The 658-nt window shown below is 47.4% G+C and carries 1 protein-coding gene; it reads right to left on the bottom strand.

What is annotated here, in order from left to right; translation table 11 throughout:
* Positions 1-658 (bottom strand): DUF3103 family protein (locus tag R7Z47_RS25150; RefSeq protein ID WP_318130802.1); only part of this gene is annotated, 658 nt, incomplete at both ends.

The raw sequence follows: 658 nt of genomic DNA, 5'->3' as shown, positions 1-658 counted from the left end.
AACTTGCGGATCTGGGATGGCTTTCAGAACTTCTTCAGCGACTTGCACCAATAGTTTAGCCAGCTGTTTGTAGTCTGTGCCGTCATCTTGCTCCATCAGAACAATATCTGCAGCGCCCCAGCGGTAGCGAGACCAGTGAATGATGATTTGATTTGGGTAGTAATCTTGGTTGTCGTAATCCAAGTAAGGAAGTTCTACCAGATCAATTGTCGGCTCGTCGCGGCTTGGATTGACACCTGTCACGATGGCGTGAACCTCTGCGTTGCCAGAGATCCACGGTTCTTTGTCATCCGCTAAGCGAATTTTCTTCAGTTGAGTTGTTTGAATCGGAGTGACATCACTTGTCGCTGCGCTTTGTAGCATTGGTGAAGATTGTTTTTGACTCTCTGAATAATAAGGGTGAATTAGAGCTGGCTGACCCAGCGTTTTCATTTCTGCCTGCATCGCCTGTAAGCCTGCTTTGAGCTCTGCAGAGCTGTTGTTATCGACAACTAGAACGGGAACGTCAGGAAGCTGATACACATCAAGTTGATGAATTTGCCCGTAAACGTCAAACGCTTCGATGTATTGCCAGCTTTCATCATCACCGCTTGGTTCAAAGGCAAAGAGTGGTGCAACGTCGCCATTGAGCCATGCTCCTAGCATTTTTTCGTTGGCT

Origin of the sequence: Vibrio sp. 1641 (genome assembly GCF_033339995.1) — a bacterium.
Classification (GTDB): domain Bacteria; phylum Pseudomonadota; class Gammaproteobacteria; order Enterobacterales; family Vibrionaceae; genus Vibrio; species Vibrio alginolyticus.
Note: the sequence above shows the minus strand (reverse complement) of the source record. Positions and strands in the feature narration are given on the sequence as shown.